At 69.8% G+C, this 26,385-nt stretch carries 17 protein-coding genes; 10 read left to right on the top strand and 7 right to left on the bottom strand.

Going from position 1 to position 26,385, the window contains the following annotated elements; translation table 11 throughout:
* Nucleotides 1–215: 215 nt before the first annotated feature.
* Together BL254_RS10515 and ettA are read left to right on the top strand one after the other, a co-directional pair.
* Nucleotides 216–2,108, top strand: coding sequence for a glycosyltransferase family 39 protein (locus BL254_RS10515; protein WP_076843203.1), 1,893 nt, complete (start codon nt 216–218; stop codon nt 2,106–2,108).
* A gap of 181 nt (nt 2,109–2,289) precedes the next feature.
* The gene (ettA, locus tag BL254_RS10510) at nt 2,290–3,972 is read left to right on the top strand and encodes an energy-dependent translational throttle protein EttA (protein ID WP_047222904.1); all 1,683 of its coding nucleotides are present in this window, start codon (nt 2,290–2,292) and stop codon (nt 3,970–3,972) included.
* A gap of 302 nt (nt 3,973–4,274) precedes the next feature.
* Here the strand turns inward: ettA and BL254_RS10505 are convergent, their stop codons facing one another.
* Nucleotides 4,275–4,688, bottom strand: coding sequence for a globin (locus BL254_RS10505; RefSeq protein ID WP_047222903.1), 414 nt, complete (start codon nt 4,686–4,688; stop codon nt 4,275–4,277).
* Nucleotides 4,689–4,787: 99 nt separating this feature from the next.
* Nucleotides 4,788–6,557, bottom strand: coding sequence for a glycoside hydrolase family 13 protein (locus BL254_RS10500; protein ID WP_076843202.1), 1,770 nt, complete (start codon nt 6,555–6,557; stop codon nt 4,788–4,790).
* Nucleotides 6,558–6,762: 205 nt separating this feature from the next.
* On the opposite strand from BL254_RS10500, the gene BL254_RS10495 reads away from it, so the two are divergent.
* Nucleotides 6,763–8,958, top strand: coding sequence for a SpoIIE family protein phosphatase (locus tag BL254_RS10495; RefSeq protein WP_254858000.1), 2,196 nt, complete (start codon nt 6,763–6,765; stop codon nt 8,956–8,958).
* A gap of 80 nt (nt 8,959–9,038) precedes the next feature.
* Here BL254_RS10495 and BL254_RS10490 read toward each other — a convergent pair whose 3' ends face one another.
* Nucleotides 9,039–9,554, bottom strand: coding sequence for an HNH endonuclease (locus BL254_RS10490; RefSeq protein ID WP_013872912.1), 516 nt, complete (start codon nt 9,552–9,554; stop codon nt 9,039–9,041).
* A 317-nt stretch (nt 9,555–9,871) separates the two neighbouring features.
* Between BL254_RS10490 and BL254_RS10485 the strand changes: the two genes are divergently transcribed.
* The 7 genes from BL254_RS10485 (at nt 9,872) to BL254_RS10455 (ending at nt 19,488) form a co-directional block, all read left to right on the top strand.
* Nucleotides 9,872–11,155, top strand: a complete 1,284-nt coding sequence (locus BL254_RS10485) for a mechanosensitive ion channel family protein (protein WP_052914554.1) — start codon at nt 9,872–9,874, stop codon at nt 11,153–11,155.
* 220 nt (nt 11,156–11,375) lie between these two features.
* Nucleotides 11,376–12,119, top strand: a complete 744-nt coding sequence (locus tag BL254_RS10480; protein ID WP_043603195.1) for a response regulator transcription factor — start codon at nt 11,376–11,378, stop codon at nt 12,117–12,119.
* A gap of 358 nt (nt 12,120–12,477) precedes the next feature.
* Nucleotides 12,478–14,124 carry a HAMP domain-containing sensor histidine kinase gene (locus BL254_RS10475; RefSeq protein ID WP_235433481.1) on the top strand — a complete coding sequence of 549 codons (1,647 nt, stop codon included), beginning with the start codon at nt 12,478–12,480 and terminating at the stop codon, nt 14,122–14,124.
* Nucleotides 14,114–16,660: a 4-alpha-glucanotransferase gene (gene malQ / locus BL254_RS10470; RefSeq protein ID WP_076843201.1), complete on the top strand. Its 2,547-nt coding sequence runs from the start codon at nt 14,114–14,116 to the stop codon at nt 16,658–16,660. The genes BL254_RS10475 and malQ overlap by 11 nt, the downstream gene beginning before the upstream one ends.
* 145 nt (nt 16,661–16,805) lie before the next feature.
* Nucleotides 16,806–17,174, top strand: a complete 369-nt coding sequence (locus BL254_RS10465) for a hypothetical protein (RefSeq protein WP_254857997.1) — start codon at nt 16,806–16,808, stop codon at nt 17,172–17,174.
* Nucleotides 17,161–17,577, top strand: a complete 417-nt coding sequence (locus BL254_RS10460) for a DUF5130 family protein (protein ID WP_047222900.1) — start codon at nt 17,161–17,163, stop codon at nt 17,575–17,577. Before BL254_RS10465 ends, BL254_RS10460 begins: the two co-directional genes overlap by 14 nt.
* A gap of 750 nt (nt 17,578–18,327) precedes the next feature.
* Entirely contained in the window at nt 18,328–19,488 is a 1,161-nt protein-coding gene (locus BL254_RS10455; RefSeq protein WP_047222899.1) for an alkaline phosphatase PhoX, read from the top strand.
* 95 nt (nt 19,489–19,583) lie between these two features.
* On the opposite strand, the gene BL254_RS10450 is transcribed toward BL254_RS10455, so the two are convergent.
* From BL254_RS10450 to pepN, 4 genes are all read right to left on the bottom strand, one after another.
* A complete protein-coding gene (locus tag BL254_RS10450; protein WP_175648342.1) occupies nt 19,584–21,998 on the bottom strand; it encodes a TIR domain-containing protein in 2,415 nt (804 codons plus the stop codon).
* A 548-nt stretch (nt 21,999–22,546) separates the two neighbouring features.
* Entirely contained in the window at nt 22,547–22,942 is a 396-nt protein-coding gene (locus BL254_RS10445) for a type II toxin-antitoxin system VapC family toxin (protein WP_047222898.1), read from the bottom strand.
* Nucleotides 22,939–23,217 (bottom strand): FitA-like ribbon-helix-helix domain-containing protein, encoded by a 279-nt coding sequence (locus tag BL254_RS10440; RefSeq protein ID WP_083730966.1) that lies wholly within the window; start codon nt 23,215–23,217, stop codon nt 22,939–22,941. Before BL254_RS10440 ends, BL254_RS10445 begins: the two co-directional genes overlap by 4 nt.
* A 214-nt stretch (nt 23,218–23,431) precedes the next feature.
* A complete protein-coding gene (gene pepN / locus BL254_RS10435; RefSeq protein ID WP_047222897.1) occupies nt 23,432–25,990 on the bottom strand; it encodes an aminopeptidase N in 2,559 nt (852 codons plus the stop codon).
* Nucleotides 25,991–26,385: the final 395 nt, after the last annotated feature.

Genomic DNA, 26,385 nt, shown 5'->3' with positions numbered 1-26,385 from the left:
GAGCACCACAGGGGCAGACGGATCTGTCCCGGACGGACGGCAACGTGCCGGGTACRCAACCCACGGGCCCGTCTACAGACCAGCACTCGAAGCTCTCCGACCGGCATCTGCCCGACCACGGGTCAGACGGTCGGGCGGATCACGGGCCGAGGTGGCGGACTCCGCTCGCGGCTGCGCGATCGCGGTTGGTCGCGGTATCCAGACCTGGCTGGACGGTGGCGATAGCGGCCCTGCTCAGCGCCGCCGCCGCGGTGCTGATCAATCAGCGCCTCTTTCCCTACCAGTCGATCAACAACGACGAGGCGCTCTACTGGCTACAGGCCCAGACGTTGGCGGGAGGCGACCTGTTCCCGCCAGCGCCACCGTCGGCCGACTCCTACGCGCCGTGGCTGGCGGTAGTTACCGACGGCCACTATGTGTTGAAGTACACCCCTGTGGTCGCCGGATTGCTGGCTCTGAGCCTGGTGATCACGGGCGGGACAGCCCTGGCGCTCGCCCTCGTCGTGGCCGCCGCGGTCGGAATGACCTACCTTGTCGGGGTCGAACTGCTCGACGACCGGCGGCCCGCCGCCGTCGCAGCCTGGTTGCTGGCTCTGTCACCGTTGGTGATCCTTCAGAGCGCGATGCTGCTGCCGTACCTGCCGGTGCTCGTCCTGTCCGAATGCGTGGTGTTCGGACTGCTCCGTGGCCTGCGTACCCGTCGTCGGGTGCCGCTCGTCGGGGCCGGGCTGGCCCTGGGGCTTGCGGCAGCGGTACGCCCGTACGACGTCGTGCTGGTCCTCGGCCCGTTTGTGCTGTGGGCGGTGTGCCGGGGCGCGCGTGGACGGCGGTGGTGGATGCTGCGCTGGGTGGGCGCGGGGCTGGCCGCTCCGTTCGCGCTGCTGCTCAGCTACAACGCCGCGGCGACGGGCAACCCCTTCCAGCTTCCGTTCGCGTTGCTGGAGCCCGAGGACAAGCTGGGCTTCGGGGTCCGCCGACTGTTCCCCACCGACACCGCCCACCACTTCGGGCTGGTCGAAGGGCTCACCGCGATCGGTGATCATCTCTGGCTGCTCGGTGCCTGGGCATGCGGCGGGGTCGTCCTCGCGGTCCTGTCGGTCGCGACGGTCATCCGCCGGCGGATGACCGCTCCGGCGCTCACCGTCGGTGTCGGCGCCCTGCTCCTGATCATTGGGTATGTGGCGTTCTGGGGCGCCTGGAACGCAGCCGAACTGTGGGGCGGCACCCGTTACATCGGCCCCTTCTACCTCATGCCGGTGCTGGTCACGCTCGTCCTGTTCGGAGCCCGCGGGCTGGTGGACATGGCGTCGGCGTGGTCGCGTACCACCGGTCTCGTTGCCGTCGCGGGTCTTGCCCTCAGCGGGTTCATCCTGGTCGTCGCGTCGCAGGACAACATGGAGTTCACCCAGCGTGATCGCAATCTGTCGAATATGATCAATGCTCGGCCTGGTCCGACGTTGGTCATCGTTTCGGCCGACCCGGCGTTTCTCATGCACCCAACGTCGGTGGTGGCCAACTCGCCGACGCTGGATGACCGGGTGCTGTACGCGGTGTCACGGAAGCAGGCCGACTTCGACGTCGTCGCCGACCACCCGGACCGGTCGCCATACCTGCTCAGGCTGGCCATCGGTTACAACCGGACGCTGTCATCGCCGTCGGCGGCATGGCTGGAGCGTCTGCGGGTGGTCGACGGGGCGAACGTTGCTGTCGGCGTCAGCGCGGCGGTACCGGCCGGCACCCGAGCGGCCCGTATCGAGGTGACCGCGGATGGCAGGCGAAGCTCCTTCTCGATGAACCCGGACCGGCCACTGAGCAGCCGGCTCATCATCAGCCCCGGCGGGGTGGACACGACCGGCCTCGGGCCTCGTTCAAAAGTCAGCGATGTTCCGGCCACACGTGATGTTCCGGCCACGAAGGATGATCGTTCGGTGACGCTGAAAGTGTTCTACACCCCGGCGGGAGGCGGTCGTGAACGTCTCCTCGACCAGGTGGACCTGCCCGTCCGGGTCGATCCCAGACAGGGCACGGTCAGCGTCCTGGTGTCGGAGGGCCAGGTGGGCGCGGTGGGATCGGGAGCGACGCCGACGATCCGCSTCAGAGCGAGCTGACAGGCGAACCGAGGGCCACTGCGATGGGCCGGACAGCGACGGGTAGGTGAACAAGTGGCGAACGGACAGGGGTACAGCCCGAGCGGGCCGGGCCACGGCCGTCCCGCGGTATCCGTCCGAATTCACCCGGTCAGTGGGTCCGCCGGACCGACAGGCCCACCAGACCCATAAGGTTGACCGCATGGCGCAGTACGTCTTCCAGATGCGCAAAGTGCGCAAAGCCCACGGTGACAAAGTCGTTCTCGACGACGTCAGCCTGTCGTTCCTGCCCGGCGCGAAGATCGGCGTCGTCGGTCCGAACGGCGCGGGCAAGTCGTCGCTGCTCAAAATCATGGCTGGTCTTGACCAGCCGAGCAACGGGGACGCGACGCTGAGTCCCGGCTTCACCGTCGGCATGCTCGCGCAGGAACCGCCGCTGGACGAGACGAAGGACGTCCGCGGCAACGTCGAGGACGGCGTCCGGGAGATCCGCGCGGTCCTCGCCCGGTACGAGGAGATCAACGAGAAGATGGCCGCGCCGGACGCGGACTTCGACTCCCTCCTCGCCGAGCAGGCGGCCCTCATCGACAGGATCGAGGCGGCGAACGCCTGGGAGCTCGACAGCCAGCTCGACCAGGCGATGGACGCGTTGCGCCTGCCTCCCGGCGACGCCGACGTGACCAGACTCTCCGGCGGAGAACGGCGCCGGGTCGCGTTGTGCAAGCTCCTGCTCGAAGCCCCCGACCTGCTCCTGCTGGACGAGCCCACGAACCATCTGGACGCCGAGAGCGTCGCCTGGCTGGAGCAGCATCTGGCCCGCTACGCGGGAGCCGTACTCGCGGTCACCCACGACCGCTACTTCCTCGACAACGTCGCCGGCTGGATCCTCGAGCTCGACCGCGGTCATGCCTATCCGTACGAGGGAAACTACAGTACGTATCTGGAGACCAAGGCCGCTCGGCTCAAGGTCGAGGGTGGCAAGGACGCCAAGCGCAAGCGCGTCCTCGCCCAGGAGTTGGAGTGGGTGCGCTCGAACCCGAAAGCCCGCCAGGCCAAGAGCAAGGCGCGACTCTCCCGATACGAGGAGCTGGCGGCCGAGGCCGACAGGGCGCGTCCCCGTGACCTCGAGGAGATCCAGATCCCGCCCGGCCCGCGCCTGGGAAGCGTCGTGATCGAGGCGAAGAAGCTGCGCAAGGGCTTCGGCGACCGGCTCCTCATCGACGACCTGTCGTTCTCGTTGCCCCGCGGCGGCATCGTCGGCGTGATCGGCCCGAACGGCGTCGGCAAGACCACCCTGTTCACCTTGCTGACCGGCCAGGCAGCCCCCGACGCCGGTGAGCTCACCATCGGGGAGACCGTCAGGATCTCCTATGTGGACCAGGATCGTGCGGGCCTGGACCCGAAGAAGAACGTGTGGGAGGTCATCTCCGACGGGCTCGACCACATCGTCGTGGGCAAGGTCGAGCTGCCCAGCCGCGCCTACGTGTCGTCGTTCGGCTTCAAAGGGCCCGACCAGCAGAAACCCGTCGGTGTCCTCTCCGGCGGGGAGCGCAACCGGCTCAACCTCGCACTGACCCTCAAGAAGGGCGGCAACCTGCTGCTCCTCGACGAGCCGACCAACGACCTCGACGTCGAGACCCTGCGCTCCCTGGAGGACGCCCTCGGGGAGTTCCCCGGCAGCGCGGTGGTGATCTCGCACGACCGGTGGTTCCTCGACCGTGTCGCCACCCACATCCTCGCCTGGGAGGGCACGGACGCCGATCCGGCCCGCTGGTTCTGGTTCGAGGGGAACTTCGCGGACTACGAGGCGAACAAGGTCGACCGCCTGGGCGCCGAAGCGGCCCGTCCCCACCGGGTCACCTACCGCAAACTCACCCGGGACTAGCTCCCGGGGCCGCCACCGCGCGGCTGTCGGGACGAGAGCAAAAGAATTCTCCTCCAGCGGCGCCGGCCGGGTGGTGCGCGAATTCCGTCCGCAACCACCCGCACAGGCCATGATCTGCACGAGTTTGTTGCTGTGTACGCTTTTCGGACGTTTCTGCGTACGCAGTGACAAAATCGTGCGGAATCGTGCGGATCTTCTTCGTGGTGAGTGCCCGTCGGCCAGTGCCCAGCGACGCATGGGCGGCGTCCATTACGGCTCGTTACCTAACGTACTTAAGGTGGGTACGAGCGTGCTCGCCGGGGTTACGCCGGGCGGTTGATCAGGGAGTTGGCGGCCATCGTCAGGTAGTCCCAGAGGGGCTGGAAGTGCTCCGGGGGCAGGTTCAGCTCGTCGACAGCAGCCCGCATCCGGACCAGCCAGGCGTCCCGCTGGGAGGGGCCGATCGCGAACGGCGCGTGCCGCAGTCGCAGCCGGGGATGCCCGCGCTGCTCGCTGTAGGTCGACGGCCCGCCCCAGTACTGGACGAGGAACATCCGCAGCCGCTCCTGCGCGCCGGAGAGGTCCCCCTCCGGGTAGAGCGGGCGCAGCAACGGGTCTTCGGCAACCCCTGCATAGAAGTGGGCTACCAGCCGGCGGAAGGTCTCCTCGCCTCCTACCGCGTCGTAGAAGGTGTCTGTTGGACGGGCCGCGGACGGTTGCTGGGTCACAGCGACCATTGTGCTGGACGGATCGTGGGCAGCGAGCCCGATGCGGTCAACGGCATCCCCGATGCGGCCAACGGCATCTTTTCAGATCATCGGTTGCTGCCCRCCGCATCAGCGGGGGTGCGGCGCGAGCCAGACCGTCGTGTCCGGGGGGAGCGTGAGGGTGGTTCCGTCGTAGCCGACCGGGCTGCTGGCCAGGACGAGACGTCCGGGTATGACCAGGTCGACCTCTGTGTCGGCGGTGGACATGACGCAGGTCAGGCCGGTCACGCTGGAGGTGCCCGGCAGGGTGTCGGCCGGGCGGCGCGTGTGGGACGTCTCCGACGATGCGCCGGTCGCGCCGGATGGTGCGTCGGATGCCCCGGACAGCGCACCAGAAGCGCCCGGCGGTGCGTCGGAGGCGCCTGGCGGTGCGTCGGAGGCGCTCGGCGGCGCCGGGCGGTCGAAGGCCAGGACCGTGGGCGGGGTGTCGTCGCGCCAGCGCAGCCGGCCGGCACCGAGCATGGGCAGCGCCCGTCGTAACGCCAGCGCCCCACGTGCCAGGACCAGTGTCGACAGCGGATCAGGCGCCTGCGCGGCAACGGTCAGTTCGGCCCAGCCGTCGGGCTGGGGGAGCCATGGCGGCACGCCGTCCGCGCTGAACCCGTACGGCGTCCGCTGCCCCGACCAGGGCAGGGGGACCCGGCAGCCGTCCCGGCCGGGACGGCTGTGCCCGGAGCGCTCCCAGACGGGGTCCTGCCGGTATGCCGGTGGCACGTCCACCTCGGGCAGGCCCAGTTCGTCGCCCTGGTAGAGGAAGACCGGGCCGGGCAGCGCGAGCAGGGTCAGCAGCGCGGCGCGGGCCCGGCGCAGGCCGGTCTCGCCGCTGCCGTAACGGCTCGCCGGCCGGGTGACGTCATGGTTGGCCAGCACCCAGGTGGTGGGTGCGCCCACCTCGGCGGTGGCGGCCAGGTCCGCGGCGATCGCCGTCCGCCAGACCGGCGCCGACCAGGAGGCGGTCAGCAGCGAGAAGGCGAATGTCAGGTGCAGTTCGTCGGGGCGCACGTAGCGGGCCAGCCGCCGGGGGTCGGCCACCCAGGTCTCGCCGACGAGCATCCTGGCCCGCCCGTCGCGGCGGCGGTAGTCCTCGACGATCGCGCGCCAGCGCTGGTAGATCTCGTGCACGCCTTCCTGGTCCCAGTGGTGGGGCTCGGCCCGCTCGCGGAAGAAGGGGATGCCGTCGGGCGGGGGCGGCGGGTTGTCCGGCAGCAGGTCGTTCTTGATCAGGCCGTGGGTGACGTCGATGCGGAAGCCGTCGACGCCGCGGTCGAGCCAGAACCGGACGGTGGCGTCGTGGTCGTCGCGGACGCGGGGGTGCCGCCAGTTCCAGTCGGGCTGTTCCGGCGCGAACAGGTGCAGGTACCACTGGCCGTCGGCGACCCTGGTCCAGGCTGGCCCGCCGAAGACCGACACCCAGTTGTTGGGCGGCTCGTCGCCGTCCGCGCCGCGTCCGTCACGGAAGATGTACAGGTCCCGTTCTGGTGCGCCGGCGCCGGCAGCCAGCGCGGCGCGGAAGGCCGGGTGGGCGTTGCTGGAGTGGTTCGGGACGAGGTCGACGAGCACCTTCAGCCCGTGCCGGTGCGCTTCGGTGAGCAGCGCGTCGAAGGCGGCCAGGTCGCCGAAGAGCGGGTCGACGGCACGGTGGTCGGCGACGTCATAGCCGTGGTCGGCCATGGGGGAACGGTAGAACGGAGTGATCCAGATCCCGTCCACGCCGAGGTCACGCAGGTAGGGCAGGCGGGTGGTGATGCCGGCGAGGTCACCGACCCCGTCGGAGCCGGAGTCGGTGAAGCTGCGGATGTAGACCTCGTACAGCACTGCGTCGAGCCACCAGTCAGCCATGGCCTCATCCAATCCCGGGGGATTTGTCGTTGTCCGGCGTCTCTCGATGAACGTCGTCGAACGTCGTCGGATCCTTCCGGCGATCGTGAGGATGGCTTTCGGACGCGGAATATCGAATGATCGAACCGCCTTCGGCCGGCTGCTGAGGAGGCTGTCGCCAGGCACGGTATCCGATAACCGAACTAGACTTCGCCAGGTGGAGGAGGTGACGGCACGTTATCAACTGACTTCAAAAGGTGTGCGCAGTCCGTTCGTGCTTGTCCGGCAGGCTGTGTATGAGCGAACCGGACGCCTCGGCTGCGCTCTGAGCGGCCGTACGTTCAGCGGCAGATTCGGCGGCGGCGGCGGTGGCGATGCCGGCGCTGCCAGCGACGTCGGTGGGAACAGCGGGGCCGGCCGCGCTCCGGCCGCCCGCGGCGCGGCCGGAGCCGGCAGCACGGTGGGCGGCCCCGTCCGTCCGGACGAGGTCCAGCCGGACGCCGGCCGGGCGACCGCTGGCCGGACGGGGGCAGCGCGTACCGGGACGGCGGCGGGCCGGCTCGGAGCCGTCCTGGCCGAGATCGGCCGGGGGACCTGGTCACTGGGCCAGATGCCGCTGCGCCAGATCCTGGGCCGTCCCCGTGAGCGGGTCCCCGACCGGCTTGAGCTGGAGCATCTGGGTTATCTGTCCGACGCCGGGCTGGTGCTGTCGAGATCCCTCGACCCACAGCGGATCATCGATATGATCGCGGCGCTGGCGGTACCACGGCTCGGTGACGGCGTTATCGTCTTCCTCCGGGACGGCGAGAAGGCACGCCTCGGCACGATCGTGCACCGCGACAGCCGGGCCGCCGGGTTCCTGCGCGACTTCCTCCCCTCCCGGCTGCCGACGCTGGACAGCGAGGACGGGCCCGGCCTCGTCCTGCGGACGGGCCAGACCTGGTACATGCCGTATCTGACCGACGAGTTGCTGGCGCGGATGTCCCCGACGGGGATGACGGACATCCCCTTCCCCGACTTCCTGAAGGGGCCGACCATCACCGTCCCGATGCCGGGGCAGGGCCGGGTGCTCGGCGCTGTCACCCTGCTGCGCCTCTCGGAGACGTACACCCCCGTCGACATCAGCCTTGCCGAGCATCTGGCCCGGCGGGGGGCGGCCGCGCTCGACAACGCGCAGCTCTACAGCGTCGAACAGGAGTCCGCGCTCACCCTGCAACGCTCGCTCCTGCCGGAGAACCCACCTGCGCTGCAGGGGGTGGAGATCGCGATGGAATACCGCCCCGGAACGGCCGGGACGGAGGCCGGCGGCGACCTGTACGACGTGATCGCGCTGCCCGGCGGCCGGGTCGGGATCGCGATCGGGGACGTGATGGGGCGCGGCCTGCACGCCGCCGCGGTGATGGGGCAGCTGCGGGCGGCGTTGCGGGCGTACGCGCTGGAGGACTGGCCGCCGGCCGAACTGCTCACCCGGCTCGACCGGGTGGTGGACTCGCTGCCCGGGCTGCACCTGACGACCTGCATGTACATCGTCTACGACCCGGCGGCCCGGCGGGCCACCGTGTCCAACGCCGGGCATCTGCCACCGCTGCTGGTCATGCCCGACGAGGAGCCGGACTACCTGGTCCTCGACCCGGGCCTGCCGCTCGGCGTCGGCGGTGTCGGGGTGTTCTCGGAGACGTCGCTGGAGCTTCCGCCCGGTTCCGGCATCGTGCTGTACACCGACGGGCTCGTCGAGTCGCGCAGGCGTCCGCTCGAGGACGGCATGGACCGGCTGCGCCGCGGGCTGGCCAAGGCGATGGAGAACGCGACGGAGGGCACGGGAGAGGGCACGGCGGATGGCGCGGGGGAGGGCGCGGGGGAGGGTATGGCGGCGGTGGACGCCGGGGTGCCCGCCGCGGGGGCTTCTTCGTCCGGTTCCGCGCGGGCGCTGCTGCACCGGTGCCTGGCCGCCGCCGGGGTGGCCGTGCAGACCGACGACGACACGGCACTGCTGGTGATGACCACCTATCCGTCCCGGCCGGCGCTGGTGGACGTGGCGCTGCCGGCCGAGCCCGAGTCGGCCGTCCGGGCCCGTTCGGTGGTCGGGCGGATCCTCACCGGGCGGCGTCTCGCCGCTGTCGCGGACGACGCCCTGCTGCTCGTCAGCGAGGTGGTGACGAACGCGGTGCTGCACGCCCGCAGCGATCTGGTGTTACGCGTCCACCAGGAGGGGGACCGGTTACGGGTCAGCGTCGATGATCGGGAAGGTACCCGGATGCCCAGACGGGCCTCGGGCGATGACGGGGAGTCGGGCTGGGGCCTGAAGATCGTCGATATGCTCGCGCGCGGGTGGGGTGTGGAAACCACTGGCGACGGCAAACGGGTGTGGTTCGATCTGGCGATCCCGGCGAGCGGCGACACCAACGGGACACCGTCACCCTGACGGGACGCTGCCACCCCGACGGACGCTGCCATCTCGCCAGGACGCCGTTACCCCGGCGAGGCCGGCCCGTCCGCCCGAGGTCAGGCGGACGCGGCCTCGTCRCCGTCGGAGCTGAGATAGCGCGACCAGCGCGGATCCATCCGACGGCTGCCCAGAATGCGCCAAGCGGCTCCGCTCGGCGCTCGAGGCGCCGTGCGAAGCCGCCAACCGAGATCGGCAACTGCCCGGTCGGCTTTCAGATGATTGCAGCGGCCGCAGGCCGCCACCACGTTCTCCCATACATGCGCGCCCCCGCGGGAGCGGGGGATGACGTGATCCAGCGATGTCGCCGGCGCACCACAGTAGACGCAACGGTGATGGTCCCGGGCCAGCACCCCTTTGCGGGTGAGGGGGACCTGCGAGCGGTAAGGTACACGGACGAACCGGGCCAGTCGCACAACGACAGGCACCTCGACCGTATACGTGGCCGAATGGAGAACTTTGTCCCCGGGCTCGACCATGACTGCTTTCTCGGTGAGCACGAGCACCAGCGCACGCCTCTGTGAGACCACGCATAACGGTTCATACGTGGCATTGAGAACCAGCGCCTCTGTCACGCGCCGACCTCCTCGCCCTACCGGATGGCGGCCGTCACGAGCTAGCCACCGGTGACACTGAGACAGTCAACCGCCTTCGGGCCCCGAACGCGAGTGGGTTCGCGATTGTCGTCGGGTAATCATTGACACACCGCGCAACTCGGCTCGTGTTTCACACGCTCAGTGTGACAGATCGTCGTCGGCGCGTCATAGCCGGGGGCCAGCCCCCTCGTCCGGGGGCTGGCGTCCACAGGTAAGACTGGACGCGGCCGGATCCCCGGGGGACGTCCATCGGAACATTCGCCAACCGATCACGTGTGAGGAGCTGACTGGAGGCCGTGGCCAACTCCCCGTTCCTGCTTGCCCAGTCGTTCGGGTCGTTACTGCCCTCAGCGGCCGAGGCGTCGAGCGCGGCGCCATCGCCCGCCGCGTCCGTGAGCGCGCCCGTACCGACCCCGACCGACATCCCGCTGGCGCCCAGCCTGGACCAGCTCAAGGACGCGCTGCAGAACGCCTGCGGAGATCAGCCCGGGGTGCTGTGCCGGACGGTCTACGACATCACCCACAGTCAGTACCTTGCCGGTGGTGCCAACGTCTTCGTCGGCACCCCGCTGAAGATCGTGCTGATCCTGGTGGCGGCCTTCCTCATCCGGTCGCTGCTGCACCGGTTCATCGTCCGGACGACCCGCCGGGCCTCCAGCGGGAACTCGGGAGGGTTGCTGCGTTCCGGGCGCACGATGCTGCTGGGCGCCTTCGGCGATCCCGCCGTGCTGCTGGAACGGCGCCGGCAGCGCGCCGAGACGGTCGGGTCGCTGCTGCGCAGCGTCACGTCCATCATCGTCTTCGGGATCGCCTTCGTGACGATCCTCGGCGAGCTGGACATCAACCTCGCGCCGATCGTGGCCAGCGCCGGGATCGTCGGTGTCGCGGTCGGCTTCGGCGCGCAGAACCTCGTCCGGGACTTCCTGGCCGGCATGTTCATGCTGCTGGAGGACCAGTACGGGGTGGGCGACGTGATCGACGTGGGGCCGGTCAGCGGGAACGTCGAGGCGGTCAGCCTGCGCGTCACCCGCCTGCGCGACGTCGAGGGCACCGTCTGGTACGTGCGCAACGGCGAGATCGCCCGGGTGGGGAACAAGGGCCAGCAGTGGGCACGGACAGTGCTCGACGTACCGCTCGACTACGACACCGACGTGGCCACGGCCAAGCGGATCCTCAAACGGACGGCGGACAAGCTCTGGACGGATCCGCGGTTCGCCGCCGCCATCCTCGAAGAACCCGAGGTGTGGGGGATGGAGACGATGACCGCGGACGGCTACACACTGCGCGTCATCGTCAAGACCCAGCCGCTGAAGCAGTGGGACATCGCCCGCGCCCTGCGGGAGCGCTTCCGTGCGGCGCTGGACGCCGAGGGCATCGAACTCGGCAGCGTCCAGCGCAGCGAGGTCGTCATGATCGACGATGATGAGGAGAAGAGGCCGGGCGCCGACGAGGAGGAGGACGGCGGCGCCGACCCGCGGGCGGCGGCCAACGTGACCGACAGCGGGCCCATCGCGGAGCTGCCCCGGCCCGCGCGCTCACCGGTCGGCCGGTCGTCCGGTCCGGCGTCCGGCTCCAGCTGAACCCGCCCGCGCGGCGCTCCACGGCCGTGCCGGCTCCACCATCGGGGCCGGCGCTGCCGGGGGAGCACGGCCGTGGAGCGTGATCGGTGGGAGCACGACCGGCGGGAGCGCGGCCGGTACACGGCTGGTAGCTGAACCGCTGATAAGGATCACGGTAGGCGAAGCTGAGAGTTGCTCGCACCGGCTTCCGCCACGGTGTGGGCCGGGCAGACTGTGAGATGTGCGTGTACTGGTGGTCGACGACGAGCCGGCGGTCCGGGAGTCCCTCGAACGGTCGCTGAGGTTCGAAGGTTACGAGGTCAGCTCCGCCCAGGACGGCGCCGAGGCGCTGGACGCCGTCACCCGCGACCGGCCGGACATCGTCGTGCTCGACGTGATGATGCCGCGGGTGGACGGCCTGGAGGCCTGCCGGCGGCTGCGGGCCCGCGGTGACGACCTACCCGTCCTCATGCTTACCGCCCGTGACGGGCTTGCCGACCGGGTGAGCGGTCTGGACGTCGGGGCCGACGACTACCTGGTCAAGCCGTTCGCGTTGGAGGAGCTGTTCGCCCGGCTGCGTGCCCTCACCCGCCGGGCGTCGCTGTCGGCCCGGGCGGCCAGCGCCGCCGCGGTGGCCGCCGGCGGGTCCGCGGACTCCGCCGGCCCCGGCCCGGGGCGGCCGCAGGTGCTGACGTTCTCCGACGTCCGGCTCGACCCGGGCAGCCGGCAGGTTACCCGTGGTGACCGTGAGCTGACCCTCACCAAGACCGAGTTCGACCTGCTCGAGCTCTTCCTGGCCCACCAGCGCCAGGTGCTGTCACGTTCGACGATCATGGAGAGGGTGTGGGGCTACGACTTCGGTCCGTCCTCGAACTCCCTTGAGGTGTTCGTCAGCTATCTGCGTCGCAAGCTGGAGGCCGGCGGCGAGCCCAGGCTGCTGCACACGGTCCGTGGGGTCGGCTATGTCCTGCGGGAGACGGCATGACCGGCAGCGCGCCGCGGACGGTACGGCGTGACGGGCGGTACGGCGTGACGGATGGTGCGATGCGAGGACGGTATGGGCGGGTATGGCCGCCGGTGACACGGCAGGCCCGGGTGTGACGGACGGCGGGAGGAAGCGTTGGACAGGCACGGACGACGTCCCGGCCGCCGTGGCCGGGCCGGCTCCCGGCCCGTCACGTCCCGGCCCGCCGCATCCTGGCCGGTCGCGCCCCGCTCGGTCGCGCCCCGCTCGGTCGCGCCCCGCTCGGTCGCTCCCCGCTCGGTCGCGCCCCGCTCGGTCACGTCTCGCCCGGTCACGCTCTGGCCTGTTGTGAAGGCGCCGGCATGACGGCGCGGTCAGGATGAGTGCCTGGCCCGGCCCGGACACCACCGGGTGGCAGCAGGGGGCGCCGGTGGAGACGGCCGGAATCGGAAGTCCCGGACGTGCCGCCGAGGACAGGACATCCTGGCGGCGGCGTTTCGCACACAGCCATCTGTCGCTGCGCAACCGGATGGTGGTGCTGATCGGCGTCGCGGTGGCCGCCGTCGTGGCCGTGGTCGCGGGCGTGGCGCTCGCCTCGACCGGGATCGTGCTCAACAACTCCATCGACGACCAGCTGACCGAGCAGGCCCAGGCGGTGGCCCGGACGGTCATGCCGAGCATGCCACCGGGCGTTCGAGGCCCGCGATGGCTGACCGGATCCAACTTCGGCCTGCCGGCCCAGATCATCCTCGAGGACGGCAGCACGGCCACCTGGGCGGGGCAGTCGGTGACGCTGCCGGTGAACGACACCGACCTCGCCGTGGCCGAAGGGGTCACGGACAAACAGTTGCGTACCGTCACCGTGGATGGTGCGCGTTACCGGGTGGCGACCGTTCCCCTGCTGTTCGTCCCCGGCCGCACCCCGGGCGCGATCCAGCTGGCCCGACCCATGGCCGACGTCGACAGGACGCTGCGCACCCTCGGGCTGATCCTGCTGGGGGTGGGCGTGGCCGGCGTGGCCGGGGCGGTGCTGCTGGGCAGGCTGATCGCGCGGGCGTCCCTCAAACCGGTGAACGCAGCCGCGGCCGCCGCCGAGGAAGTAGCCCGCACCCAGGACCTGTCCGCGCTGATACCTGTCACTGGCAGTGATGAGATTGCCCGGCTGGCCAGCAGCCTCAACAGCATGCTGCGGGCCCTGGAGGCCTCCCGGGCCCGCCAGCGCGAGCTCGTCGACGACGCCAGCCACGAGCTGCGCACCCCGCTGACCAGCCTGCGCACCAACATCGAACTGCTGTTGCGGGCGGAGGCCAACCCACAGCGCGCGCTGCCCGCGAACGACCGGGACGCGCTGCTGCGCGACGTCGACGCCCAGATCCGGGAGCTCAGCGGGCTGGTCAGCGAGCTGGTCGAGCTGGCCCGCGACGAAGCTCCCCCCGAGGACGTGGAGCGCACCGATCTGACCGAGATCGTCCATGCCGCGGCGGAGCGGGTGCGCCGGCGGGCCAAGGCGAAGAACGTCCAGATCGTGGTGACCGCGGTCTCGTCCCCTGTCGACGGGCGGCCGCACATGCTGGAACGGGCGGTGACGAACCTGCTCGACAACGCGGTGAAGTTCTCCCCTCCGCAGGGCGAGGTGCTGGTGGCTGTCGGGAACGGCGAGGTCGTCGTCACCGATCAGGGTCCGGGCATCGCGCCGGAGGACCGCCTGCGGGTCTTCGACCGGTTCTACCGCGCCGCGTCCGCGCGCGGGCTGCCCGGCTCCGGGCTGGGTCTGGCCATCGTCGCCGATGCCGCGGCCATGCACGGCGGAAGCGTGCGGGCCGAGGAGGCTCCACGCGGAGGCGCGCGCATGCGGCTGTCACTGCCGGTTCCCGGGGACGTGTTGTGGTCGGCACCGTTCGAGGTGGGCAGTGACGGTGGCCTTCCCGGCGGTTGGGACGAGGTCAGCTCGGCGGGGCCGGCCGGGTTCGCCCGGGCGTCCGACCACGGGCCCCGGCGGGCGAGAGGATTCGGCCGTGGCCTCTGACGACAGCGACAGCAGCACCGACAGCAGCACTGACAGTAGCGGCGGCTCAGATACCGGCACCGGCCCCGATGCCGGTATCGGGAACGGCACCGACAGGGGGACCGGCGCAGGAAGCGGCAGCGGCCCGGGCACCGGCACCGGCACCGCTGCCGGCAGCGGTGCTGACAGCGGCCCCGATGGCCAGGCTGCGGGGAATGGCCGCGCCGCCCGGGCAGGCGGCATCGACCCTCCGCTGGCGGAGCTGGCGGACGTGTACGGCGTCGCCACCCGTTACGTCGACGCCGACGACCGGGAGGTCACCGTCGACCCGCAGGTCGTGCGGGCGGTGCTCGGCCTGCTCGACGTCGACACGGCGGACCCGGCCGCGGCTCTTGCCACGGCTCGTGACGCGCCGTGGCGGCGTCCGCTGCCCGCCTGTGTGATCGTCCGGCGGTCCGCGCCCACACCGGTGATCGCCCGAGTGCCCGCCGGCACGGTCCCCGTCGCCGAGCTGGAGCTCGAGGACGGTGGGCGCCGCGACCTCACCGGATGGGGTGCGACCGTCGGGCGACGGCGGGTCGACGGCCGGGAGCTCCTCGGCGTCCCGTTGGCCCTGCCCGCGGGCCTGCCACTGGGCGATCATGTGCTGCGACTGCAAGCCGGTGCCGTCACGGCCACGGCACAGCTAGTCGTCGTGCCGGACGCGGTGCCCGGCCCGGCCGGGGCCGTTCCCGGCCGCGCCTGGGGATGGATGATCCAGCTGTACGCGCTGCGGTCGACCGGCTCGTGGGGGATGGGCGACTACGCCGACCTCGCCGACCTCGCGGCCTGGTCCGGCGGCGAGGAGGGCGGGCGCGCCGACGTGCTGCTGGTCAACCCGCTGCACGCGGCCGCCCCGACGTTTCCCGTCGAACCGTCCCCGTACTTTCCGGCGAGCCGACGCTTCGCCTCCCCGCTGTACCTGCGTCCGCAGGACCTGCCCGAATACGCCCGGGCGGACGCCGCCACCCGGACCCGGGTCGACCAGCTTGCCGCCACCGCCCGCGCCGCGGCCGCCGCCGACCCACCGCCGGCGGACGAGCCGCGGGACGGCGAGCCCGCGGATACCGGGCTGGTGGCCGCCGAACCCGCGGACAGCAGGCCGGAACATGGTGGGCTGGCGGGGGACGACCCGGGGGAGGCCGGGCCGGCCGCGGGCCGCGCCGGGCTGCTGGACCGGGACGCGGTATGGCGGGCCAAGCTCGCCGCCCTGGAGCTGCTGTTCAGTGCCTCCGGGCCCGGCGAGGTCGCTGGATCCGGCGAGGTCTCCGGGCCCGGCGAGGCGGACGGACCGGAGACGGGGCACGACGGCCTCACCGACTTCGCGACCTGGTGCGCTCTTGCCGAACGGCACGGCCCGGACTGGCGGCGCTGGCCGGCGCACCTGCGCGACCCGCACAGCCCCGCCGTCGCCGCCGCCCGCGTCGAGCTGCGGGAACGGGTCGCCTTCCACCGCTGGCTGCAGCATGCCTGCGACGCCGCGCTCGCGGCCGCGCAGGCAGCCGCCCGCGACGCCGGGATGACCGTCGGTATCGTGCACGACCTCGCGGTCGGCGTGGATCCGGGTGGCGCGGACGCCTGGGCGCTGCGGGACGTCTTCGCCGCCGGCGCGACCGTGGGCGCGCCCCCGGACGGGTTCAACCAGCAGGGCCAGGACTGGGCGCTGCCGCCGTGGCGGCCCGACCGGCTGGCGGAGACCGGCTACGCGCCGTTCCGGCAGATGGTCGCCGCCGTGCTCCGCCGGGGTGGCGGCATCCGGGTCGACCACATCCTCGGCCTGTTCCGGCTGTGGTGGATCCCGGCCGGGAACTCCGCGGCCCGCGGTACCTACGTCCGCTATGACGCCGACGCCATGCTCGGACTGCTCGCACTCGAGGCGGCCCGGGCCGGGGCGCTCGTCGTCGGTGAGGATCTCGGCACGGTCGAGTCCTCGGTCGCGGCGCGGCTGGCCCGCGCCGGGGTGCTCGGCTCGACCGTCGCCTGGTTCGAACGCGACGCTGACGGTGAGCCGCTGCCGCCGCGCCGCTGGCGGGAACCGGCGATGGCGAGCATCACCACCCACGACCTGCCCACCGTCGCCGGCTACCTCACCGGCGCGCACGTGCGGGTCCGGGCCCGCCGTGGCCTGCTGCGACACTCACCAGATGCCGAGCTGCGGGCATGGCGGCGGGAACGGGACGCGCTGATCGCGCTGCTACGGGCCGAGGGCCTGCTGACCGTGGCTCCCACCGCCGTGGACGATCTCGACCGGTCGGTGCTGCGCGAGGTCGCTTTCGCCCTGCACGGCCTGCTTGTCCGCTCGCCGGCACGGATCGTGCTCGCGGCGCCGGGCGACGCCCTGGGTGACCTGCGTCAACCGAACCTGCCCGGCACCGTGGACGCGTACCCGAACTGGCGGCTGCCGGTGACCGACGCCGACGGCCGGCCCGTCACCGTGGAGCGGCTGCGGGCCGACCCGCGGGTACACCGCCTGGCCGGGCTGCTCGCCCAGGTGCGCGAACAGGCCCGGCGGGCGTGACGGTGACCGACGGCGACAGCAGACGATGGATTTTGCTACGTAAAGTAATATCAGGCCGTGGTCGGGCTGGGCTGCCGTGGCGGGGCGTACCGCCTGGGCTCGGTTTCAGGCGACCATGGGCCAATCACCCGGTAACCTTCGCAACGTGACTCGTCGACGTCCTCGGCTGACCACCACCCGCCGCGTACTCACCGTCGTGACGCTGGCTGTTCTCGCTCTTCCCGCGATGTGCGGCGCCGCCCTGGCGCAGGACATCGGGGATCGGTACAGTCCCGATCCGCTCACGCCGCTGGAGGCCTGGGCCGTCTACGGCGGGACGATCATCGGCGGGTTCCTGGTCGCGATCGGGCTCACGCTGCTGTCGAGCCGGGGCAGCGGCCCGTYCCGCTACCGGCCGGGGCGGTCCTGGGAGCATGACGAGGTCTGGGTCGGGGATCCGCCCGCGGCCGCCGCCGAAGGTGAGCACCCGCACGTGGCCTCACCCGGCGCGGGCGGTGCCAGTGGCAGCTGGTGAGCCCTTCACCTGGGAGCAGCGCGACCGGCTCGAACGGGCGCGGGCGGCGGCGCAGGCCCGCACCGGCATCCGGTTCGCCGTCCGGGTGGGCGCCGTCGACGACGACCCGGCGCTGTTCGCCGAACGGCTGCTGGCCAACCTGGTGGCACGCCCGAGCGATCCGGCTGTCGCCATCCTGGTCTCTCCCGGCCAGCGGTTCGTCCACATCGGGACGACGCGGGGGGCCAGATGGCGCGTCACCGACCAGGCCGCCGGGCTTGCTGTCCTGACGATGACCTCCAGTTTCGCCCTCGGCGACATCGTCAACGGGATCGTCAACGGCCTGCGCCAGTTGGCCGACGCCGCCGGCCCCGACCCGTCCGCCTCCCACAGCGGGCCGAGCAGGGTGTTGGCCTCGCTCTGAGGCGGCTTGCTGCCGGGCAGCGGCTTCTGGGGCAGCGGCTGTTGGACAACAGCTTGTCGGACACAGCTTGTCGGATGTCGTGCACCGTCGCGAATCGCGATCGTGTCGTGGTAGGCACGATCGCGATGTTGTATGCCAGGCCCGCTCCGGGGTCGTAGGCCGGCGCCATGCCCGGTCGGGCCGCGGCCAACATGTCCCGGTTGACGTCACCAGCTTTCCCGCGGACAGAACAGGCGTCGTTGTTCAGCGGCCTCCCGAACAGCCGAAGAACACGCGATCTTTTTCCGCGCGCGGTGGACGGCCGTGTTTGTCCGGGTCCCGCGGATTTCGCGATCCCCGTTCGTTCTTCCTGATCCCGCGTCAGTCGGTGCCTGCTCTGGCCGTCGTGTCCAGGTGCTCCCGGCAAGGAGTCGGGAACCGTCGTGTAGCAGCGCTACCCAAGGATTCTGGCAACGCTRCCAGGGGCCCCGCCCGGGCGTGGCGGACAGGGCGAACATTGGCTGACAGCAAACTAGTACGGGCCCGCCGGCGGCCGGCGCCTTCCTTTCCATTTCTTTTCCATGTTGTTTTCGGACGGTTTCCTGATGTTCATCGCCATGTTCCTCCTACGTCCGCCGGTTTCGTCCTAGTGTTACCGACGGCCCGGACAATCCCGTCCGGCGGGGTCCCTGACGGTGCTGAACAGTGCTGAAAGGCCGGTAAATCCACCGTATTCGGCCCRGTGCCGTCGCAGCATTTTGGAGGTCAGCAATGGAACGGCGAACGTTCTTGCGTTCCGCTATCGCCGGAGCGGGTGCCCTTGCCTTCTCTGGAGCGATGTGGGACACGGCTCTGGCCGCTCCCGCCCAGAACGGGGCCAGCCCCTACGGGTCGCTGCTGTCCGCCGACGCCAACGGTGTCATGCTGCCCTCCGGTTTCACCAGCCGTATCGTCGCCCGTTCCAGCCAGGTGGTCTCCGGAACCGGTTACACCTGGCACAATGCCCCGGACGGCGGTGCTGTCTTCCCGGACGGTACGGGCTGGATATACGCGTCGAACTCCGAGGTCGGCAGCAGCGGCGGTGGCGTCTCGGTGCTGCGGTTCAATTCCAGCGGCACCATCACCTCCGCCCAGCAGATTCTTTCCAACACCAGCTCCAACTGCGCGGGCGGGGCGACCCCCTGGGGCACCTGGCTGTCCTGCGAGGAAACCTCCTCGGGACGGGTGTGGGAGACCTATCCGAGCACCGGCGCGTCCGCGGTGAGCCGCCCGGCAATGGGCCGTTTCAAGCACGAGGCGGCCGCGGCCGACCCCGTTCGCCAGGCCATCTATCTGACCGAGGACGAGACCAACGGCTGTTTCTACCGATTCCGCCCGACCACCTGGGGAAATCTCTCCGCGGGCACCCTTGAGGTGCTGGTCGCCGGCAGCGGCACGTCCGGGACGTTCAGCTGGCAGACCGTTCCGGACGTGGACGGCTCACCGACCGCCACCCGCAACCAGGTCGCCGGCGCGAAGCACTTCAACGGCGGTGAGGGCGTCCACTACGCGAACAACACCGTCTGGTTCACCACCAAGGGCGACAACCGGGTGTGGGAGCTGCACGTCGACACCAACACCTTCGAACTCGCCTATGACGACTCGCTGGTGTCTCCCGGCCCCGCCCCGCTGACCGGCGTCGACAACATCACCGGGTCGACATACGGCGACCTGTACGTCGCCGAGGACGGCGGCAACCTGGAGATCTGCATCATCACCCCGGACGACATCGTGGCCCCGTTCCTGCGCCTGGTGGGCCACAACTCGTCCGAAATCACCGGCCCCGCCTTCACCCCGAACGGCCAGCGGCTGTACTTCTCCTCCCAGCGAGGCACCACCGGCTCCGCCTCCGGCGGCATCACCTTCGAGATCACTGGCCCCTTCCGCACCTGACTCGACCGCATCGACCGGTGAATCCCGGCGTCCCGTTCGGCTGGGCGGAGGATCCTCAGCCGAACGGGACACCACCGGCTCGTCCATCCGGCGGCTCAACCGCCCAGCGGCTCCACCGGATTCCCGTAGCAGTCGACCGTCCTCGGCTGGATGCCGACAATCGCGAACTTGCACGGCTCACTGTCGTTTTCCTCCGCGTCGATCCGAGATTCTCCCGGTGGCCCAGGTCTGGGTATATCATGATCTTGACGATTGACGCGGATGATGGTGAGCTGCCTGTCCGTGGATGTTTGTGAGACCCGGAAGTCCCGGGTTCCGGTGGCGCCTTCCCGCGGTTCCTGGCTCACTGCCCTTACTATCTTATCGATGTCAATCTCGCCGTGGGTCGTATGGACCGCGTCAACGAAGACCTTGACGGCATCGTAGGAGAGGCCGATGTTCTCATCCGGCCAGAGCGTCCCAGGGCGCTCGACCCCTGTTTTCTCGTACATGTCGTTCAAGCGTGTGCAGAACTCTCGGAGTGCATTGCTACTCGCCAGCGGCGCTTTTCCCTGCTGATAGTAACTGTCCAGTGTGCCGAAKGAGCAACTTTCCCGGGCGAGCGCTACCGGGGCGCCCATCGACACATATCGGAAGGTGACGTTGCCGTCGTCTTTTCCGGCGTTACCGGTGACGTAGTACGAGACCGAGTCGTCGCCAAGGACGAACAGGCCTTCCTTTTCCTTGTCGAGGCAGTTTTCCATGCCATCGAGAAAATCACCGAAGTCGTCTCCCCAGCCGGCATAGAAGATCAGATCGTCCGTGTTCTGCTTCGCGCATTCACTTCTGAGCCATGCCTGCAGCTCCCGGTCGGTGAGCTCGCTGTTCCAGCCGCGCAGGTCGAGTGTGAGCGATCTGTTGTCCACCGATCGGGCCGAGGTCTTCCCGATTTCGTTTCTGAGATCCCGGACAAGGGTGTACAGGTACCGGTTGTCGATATCCGGCATCGCGTCCGCGGTGTTATCGCCGCTCTTCCTCGGATAGTAGACACTCACCCTGTTTTTCTTGTTCTTGATCGCATACATGGCTACCAGAAGAGCCTGGCGTTCGTTTTCTGGGGCCATTTGAAAATACAGCGGCGAGAATTCCTTCATGCCGTCCCCGGTAAGGGACGTGGCTATGACGGGGATTTTTTTCCGACCCAGCTCCCTGATGGCCTGCTCGGTAGCGGCGGTGCTGCGATCCATGCCGATGACGCCAAGGACGCCATTCTCACGGCGGGTGGCGAACGGAATGATCTGTCTTTTCACAACCTCGGAGGCGTACTTCATTTCGGAGCCGCCGTTGGCAACGACGACGCGCAGTATGGGGAGGTCATCGCTCCGTTCCCGGCGGTCGTTGGGCTCGCACGCTCCTTTATCCTCGCGTATGACGTTGAGGTGTCGCTGCCAGGTCAGCATCCCGGTGAGCTCGGCGACACTTCCCTTGGCCCAGTCCCGGCCCGCTTCCCGGGGCCTGGTCAGTGCCGAAAAATAAATCAGCGTGACGAACGGGCGTCGCTGGTTAGAAATATCTCGCAGCTTCTCGGCGCAGCTGTTCTGGGCGAAGATTTTTTCCTGTACCTCGGACAGGCTGGGAGGGTCCGTATCCCTATCTCCGCCCTCTCCGAACTTAAAATCTCTGGCACTGTATCCGACGCACTCGCCGTCGATCCAGGAGAGCGAGACCTCTGTCCCTTGCGACCTGCAAGCAGGGTCACCGGTCGGGCGGAGGATCAGCCAGACGACCGCGCCTGCCAAGAGCGCGAGTACCAGGACGAACGCAACCTGTACCCGTCGTCGGCGTATCCACCGCCCAGGGCTCCCCGAAATCGAGTTAGGCGGTTCAGGAGGGTCAGCGGGCCCGGGGGCGGGGGATTCCAGCTTGTCTCGTGTCTGGGGCGGGAGTGTGATCGGGCCGCTAGGAAAGGGCGGTTCGGTGACGGGCTTCTCCCGTTTGTTGTTGCCGGGGAATGGGGGTTCGGTGACGGGCTTCTCCCGCTTGTCGTGGGCGACGGGGAGCAGCAGTTTGCGGGCGGTATGCTGGTCGACATCGAACAGATCGACGGAGACCAGTTGGTGGAGCAGTTCGGGAGGCTCGCAGCCCTCGATTCGGAGCGGCACCAGTTTGCGCTTCTCCCCGGACGGATCAGCCGCCCATACGACTCGCCACTCCGTCTGGTTGTAGATCGAATTCAGATAGGCGTGGGACAGCAGGACGATGACGCGATCGCTTTTGCTGACTCCTTGCCGCATCAGATCTATCCAGTTCGCCCCAGGGACGAAGTACCACGCCCGGAGCATCACACGTAGCCCGGTGGCCTCCAGCTGCCAGGCCACCCACTCCGCCCAGGGCTCGTCGGCGCTGGCGTAGGAGATGAAGAAATCCCATCGCGGTGCCGGTTCCTGGTCCAGGTGTTCCGCCGTCGGGCCACTGCCAAGGTGCTTCTCGGCCGAGGCGTGCAGGTTCGGCCTGATCTGCTGTTCTGTCATCGGACCGCCGTCGCTCAAGTCCCCCATTGCGGCGGAAAATATCACCCACGGCACCCATGGGGTGCGCGAGGGGTCGCCGCGCTCCGACGGATCGGCTTCAGCCTGATGGCCAGGGCCGGATACTGCTGGTACGGGAACTGTTCCCGATACGTTCGGGAGGACCGGCGCTGTGGGCTTGGGCTCCGCGATGTCGGCGACGCGAAAGCTGTACCCGGGACGCGGGGAGGGCTGCTCCACCGGGTGGCGTCCGCGGGTGTGGCACCACCCGGTGGGGTATCGCCATCGCTGTCGGCGTCAGCGGYGTCTGGTCTTGGGTGTTGCGGCGGGCCCGCTGGTCACGTGCCCGCCAGGTGCTCCGCCGGAGCGGTTGCGGTTCCCGTCGTCGGCTGGTTCAGGAGCCGGCGGTGGCTTCGGCGTCCTTGATGCGGGTGCGCAGGGCGCGGAAGTCTGTAGTGTGCCGCCCCGCAATGGGACTCCCGATGGGGGACTCCCGATGGGACTCCGCAGCCTGCCACCGGCTGGCCACAGCTTGTTCCACGGCCGTATGGCTATTCCACCAGCCGTACGGCGCAGAAGGGCATCGCGGCGCGGGCCAGCCGGCTGTCGGAAGTCAGCAGCGCGAGATCGCGCGCTTCGGCGAGCGCTACATACGCCGCGTCGTAGCCGCTGATCCCGGATCGAAGCTGCCACATGCGAGGCAGCAGCGCATCGATACGGACATGGTCCACCCCGAGATGAGGAAGCCGGGCGATGGCGCTACGCGCCCGCTCTTCACTGATTTTCTTACCGAGCGTGAGGCCACGCATCACAGAGAAGACCTCGACCATCCAGTGTTCGGGTGCCGCCCACTCGGTGTCGTGTCCCAGCGCCACCCGTGCCCGCTGGCCGCGCTCGTCGGCGTAGACCAGCGCGTTCGCCAGGACGGACGCGTCAATGACGATCAACCGGCGCTGTCGCTGTCGGGCCGGCCGCCGTCACGCTGGGCGCGGGCGGCCGCGAGGACCTGCGCGGCGTCAGGTGCATCTGGGCCGGCTCCGTCGCCACCCGCGAGCTCACGTTCGACCGCCGCGAGTATCCGCTGGTTCTGCGCGAACCGCGCCTGACGGGTGAGCATGCCCAGCAGGAATGCCTGCAGGGACTGCCCCTGCCGACGGGCGTCTTCACCCAGCGCGTCTCGCACGTCCTCTGGAACGTCACGTATCGTGATTGCAATCGTCACGCCTGCATGATGCCTACATTTTGCAGGCATGGTCAAGTGGAAACGGGGCCGCCCCGGACCTGGTGGAGGCTCTTGGCCTTGGAGGGGTGGAGTCGTGCCCACCCCTCCAAGCACCCCGCCAAGCCGCGGAGCGTGCGGTCCGGATGGTCTTCGTTATCGGTGTTCGCGGCGTCTGGTTGTGGATGTTTCAGTGGGATCAGTGGGATCGGTGGGATCAGGAACTGGCGGCGGCCTCGGCGTCCTTGGCGCGGGCGCGCAGGGCGCGGAGCAGGCCGTCGCGGCCCTCGACCAGGGCCCGGCGCAGGGCGGGGCCGGGGTCGGCCTCGGCCAGGTAGGCGTCCACCGCGTCCACCGTCGCCGGTTCGACGATCGCGGACGGGAAGAGCATCTGCGTGATCGTCTGAGCGGTGTCGAAGGTCCTCGTCCGCCAGATCTCGCCGATCTCGGCGAAGAACCGGCTCACGTACGGCCGGGTCAGCTCCTCCTGGCCGGGGATCCAGAAACCGCCCAGGGTCGCCACGAGCAGGTGGTTCGACAGCGTGTCGGAGTCGATCGCCGCTGACCAGGCGGCGGCCTTCGCCTGAGCGGTCGGACGGGCCGAGCGGGCGGTGGCGGCCCGCTTCTCGCCGGTCGCCGTCCGGTCGCGGGCGAGTTCGGCCTCGATCTCCTCGAGGCCGTAGACGCCGCGCGCCACCAGCTGGATCAGCAGCGTCCAGCGCAGTTCAGTGTCCAGCACGAGGCCGTCGACGACGTCGGCGCCCTCGAAGATCGCGCGAATCCGTGCGACCTGGTCGGGCTCTTCGGCGTGGGCGAACGTGGTCGCGTGCACCAGTTGCAGGTCGCTGCCGGGCGCGGCGGCGCGCAGCAGCTCCTCGACGCGGGCGGACAGCTCGCGCAGGGCCCGCGTCCGGTTCGCCGGATCCCCGTAGGTGTTGATGGTGAGCTGGGCCTTTGCCAGCAGCGACTGGACGACGCCGATGTCGTCCTCGGCGGCCACCCCGGACAGCACGAGCTTGACGTAGTCGCGCGCGGCCAGCTCCGCGTCCCGGGTCATGTCCCAGGCGGCGGCCCAGCACAGGGTGCGTGGCAGTGACTCGCGGATCGTCCCGATCGAGTCGATCAGGGTGGCCAGCGAACGGTCGTCCAGGCGGACCTTGGCGTAGGTGAGGTCGTCGTCGTTGAGCAGCACCAGGTCGGGCCGCCGGGCCCCGACGAGCTTCGGCACCTCGGTCAGCGCGCCGACCACGTCGAGCTCGACGCGCTCGCGGCGTTGCAGCGACCCGTCGGAGGCGCGGTCGTACAGGCCGATCGCCAGCCGGTGCGGCCGCAGGGTCGCGCTCGCCGTCGCCGGCGAGGACGCCGGCTCCTGCACCACGTCGAAGGTGGTGAACAGCCCCGAGGAGTCGGTCTCGAACCGGGGCCGCAGGGTGTTGGCGCCGGTGGTCTCCAGCCAGTCCGCCGACCACACCGTCAGGTCACGGCCGCTGGCGTTCTCCAGCTCGTCGAGCAGGTCGCGCAGGGAGGTGTTGCCGTACTCGTAGCGGCGGAAGTACGAGCGCAGGCCGGTGAGGAACTCCTCCTGCCCCACCCAGGCCACCAGCTGCTTGAGGACGGAGGCGCCCTTGGCGTAGGTGATGCCGTCGAAGTTGGTGCGCACGGCCTCCATGTCGGGGGCGTCGGCGACGATCGGGTGGGTGGAGGAGAGCTGGTCCTGCCGGTAGGCCCAGCCCTTCTCGGCGTTCGCGAACGTCGTCCAGCCGTTGGTGAACCGGGTCGAGCGCACCTGGGCGAGCACCGACATGAACGTGGCGAACGACTCGTTCAGCCACAGGTCGTCCCACCAGCGCATCGTCACCAGGTCGCCGAACCACATGTGCGCCATCTCGTGCAGGATCGTCTCGGCCCGGCGCTCCCGGCGGGCCTCGGTGACCTTCGCGCGGAAGACGTAGTCCTCCAGGAAGGTCACGCAGCCGGCGTTCTCCATCGCCCCGGCGTTGAACTCCGGGACGAAGAGCTGGTCGTACTTGCCGAACGGGTACCGGTAGTCGAACACCCGGTGGTAGAAGTCGAACCCGGCCCTGGTGATGGTGAAGATCTCCTCGGGGTCGAGGAACTCGGCGAGCGACCGCCGGCAGTACAGGCCGAGGTCGATCCCGTCGTGATGGTCGCGCACCTCGTGGTAGGGGCCGGCGACCAGCGCGGTGATGTAGGTCGAGACGACCGGTGTCGGCTCGAACAGCCAGAAGGTCCGGCCCTCGCCGGCGTCGGTGGTCTCCAGATACCGGCCGTTGGAGATGCAGCGCCACTCCGACGGCGCCACCACCGACAGCTTGAAGACCGCCTTGAGGTCCGGCTGGTCGAAGCAGGCGTACATGCGGTGYGCGTCGTAGGTCTCGAACTGCGTGTACAGGTAGACGGCGGAGTCGACCGGGTCGACGAACCGGTGCAGCCCCTCACCCGTCTTCGAGTACGCGCAGTCGGCCACCACCTCCAGCTCGTTGGCCTCCCGCAGGTCCGTCAGGGCGATCCGGTTGCCGTCGTGCGCCTCGGCCGGGTCCAGCGCGCGGCCGTTGAGGGTCACCGCGCGCACGGTCGGGGCGGTCAGTTCGATGAAGGTGGAGGCGCCCGGCTCAGTGCTGGTGAAATGCACCACAGTCCGTGACGCGAACGTTGTGTCACCGCTGGTCAGGTCGAGGTTCACTTCATAGGAGGACACATTGAGCAGCCGGGCGCGCTCACGCGCCTCGTCGCGGGTGAGGTTGTTGGCTGACACACAGGTCCTTTCGATCCAGCGGCGGTGGACGGACGATGTCCGGTTGCTCCGTGGGCTCTGTTGGCTCCAGCCCGCCGGCCCGAGTCTGTTCGGTCCGGGACGAGGCGTCGAACGTCCCGGCCTGGTGGGCCGGTCGGCGCGACGGAGAGAGCCCGACGGCTTTCCAGTCTCCCATGCCTTCCGCACTGGTCGTACCGGCTCCACCCGGACCTGCCCGATGACGGCGCACGACTGTCCAGCTCGTCCGCTGTCGGGTTTGATACGGGGGATTCGARCAGTGTTTGCGGAGCCGACGCCCGGCTTGTCGGGCAGGGTGGCACGGGAACGAAGGTGGCACCGCGGGGGCTGACGCCGGGGAAGGGGCACAGCGGGTGACGGGTTTGATCAGTGAGGCC

Source organism: Protofrankia sp. BMG5.30 (assembly GCF_001983005.1).
In the GTDB taxonomy this organism is placed as follows: domain Bacteria; phylum Actinomycetota; class Actinomycetes; order Frankiales; family Frankiaceae; genus Protofrankia; species Protofrankia coriariae.
The sequence above is the reverse complement of the archived record's forward strand: the minus strand, read 5'-3'. Positions and strand labels throughout refer to the sequence as shown.